This window comes from Spirochaeta dissipatitropha (assembly GCF_054657935.1).
In genome coordinates this window covers 1-1,129 of record NZ_BAAHXT010000045.1, presented here as the reverse complement: position 1 = coordinate 1,129, position 1,129 = coordinate 1, and the positions used below count along the sequence as shown (strand labels likewise).

General features: G+C 33.2%; 1 protein-coding gene. It reads left to right on the top strand.

Features of this window, described 5'->3' with window-relative positions; translation table 11 throughout:
- Window positions 1-38: 38 nt before the first annotated feature.
- Window positions 39-1,040, top strand: a complete 1,002-nt coding sequence (locus ACYQ2L_RS17145) for a hypothetical protein (RefSeq protein ID WP_460058340.1) — start codon at window positions 39-41, stop codon at window positions 1,038-1,040.
- Window positions 1,041-1,129 lie beyond the last annotated feature (89 nt).

The window sequence follows — 1,129 nt, the reverse complement described above, 5'->3', positions numbered from 1 at the left end:
GTTAGTTTGACGCCTTCGGCGCACGAAGAGAAAAGAAAATGAGTAAAATATATTTACCTAATAATTTAGATGATGATGGCGCAATTAGTTTAATAAGAGATTTGAATTATCATATCGATGAAAATGATGTTTCAATCAATTTCGATCATCTTTCTTTTGCTAGGCCGTTTGGTACATTAGTAGCTGCTGAGGCGTTTAAACAATTTGTTGCGTATAGGAAAAGTAGAGGCTTACCAACGTACTACGAAAATGATGAATTATTGAGGGCAAAGTCGAAAGGTGCCATCAGTTATTTAAAATATTTTGGCTTTTTTAAATATTGTGGAATTAATATTGGTGATGCCGAAAATAAAGCATACCACACAAATACATATTTACCAATTCAAAGCTTATGCCAACATGATCTTGAGCAAAATTCAAAAAATGGTGACTGGCGAAACACTATAGTTAAAAAATGTGAAGAATTAGGCGAGTTGCTAACAAGTGATTTATCAGAAATAGATTACTTGGAATATTCTTTCAGGGAAATTATTAGAAATGTATTTGAACATTCTGGAATAAATGAATGTGTATTGATGGCACAAGCGTATAAACCAGATCTTATAGAAATTGCTGTTGCGGATAGAGGTTGTGGTATTCATTCAACAATACAACCAAAATATGGAACAGATGAACCTATTGATTCAATTTTACTTGCTTTAGAACCTGGAATTTCTATGGCCGATATAAGTAATAGTCCCGGCGAATGGGGAAATTCTGGTTTTGGGTTGTATATCCTTTCAAATGTTGGGAAGGAGTACGGCACATTTTCAATTCTATCAAATTGTTGCTATTTACGAATGTATCAAGACGATAAAAAGATACTAACTGATGAATTGTTTTATAAAGGTACAGCAATAAAATTACTAGTTCATAAGAAAGAACTGGAATACTTCCCAAATCTAAGAAAAAGATTAATTGATGAAGGTGAACAAGAATATTATAAGAAATATGGTGAGCGTATTTCCGCGTCAAAAAGATCTGGAATGTCATTAAATTAACAAAATAAACTAACAACTGCTTTAACTTGTCATTCCCTTTGTCATGATTTTTGCATTCGCAAAAATCACGCCAAGCCCTTCGGGCAGGG